This is a genomic window from Bacillus sp. NTK071, from assembly GCF_017303315.1.
Lineage (GTDB): Bacteria > Bacillota > Bacilli > Bacillales > Guptibacillaceae > Guptibacillus.
Genome location: NZ_JAFKOI010000147.1, coordinates 1 through 256, shown reverse-complemented (window position 1 = coordinate 256; position 256 = coordinate 1). Strand labels below are relative to the sequence as shown.

1 protein-coding gene is annotated in these 256 nt (G+C 71.9%); it reads right to left on the bottom strand.

Translation table 11 applies throughout. The features are described from left to right. Nucleotides 1–256: ATP-binding cassette domain-containing protein (locus JI666_RS21390; RefSeq protein WP_206895102.1), on the bottom strand; the 256-nt coding region annotated here is incomplete at both ends.

The window sequence follows — 256 nt, the reverse complement described above, 5'->3', positions numbered from 1 at the left end:
CCTTGCGCGGACCCAGCGGCGCGATGTCGTCGCCGTCCAGCAAGACCCGGCCCTTGTCGGGCGTGGCAAGCCCGGTGAGCACCTGACACAGCTCGCGCTGGCCATTGCCCGCGACCCCGGCCACGCCCAGAATCTCGCCCGCGCGAAGCTGCAGCGACACATCTGTGAGCCGCCCTTTCAGCGTCACGCCGTCAAGCGTGAGCACCGGCGCCCCGGGCCCGGCGACGCCCTCAGTGCGTGTGCGCATGTCGCTGAG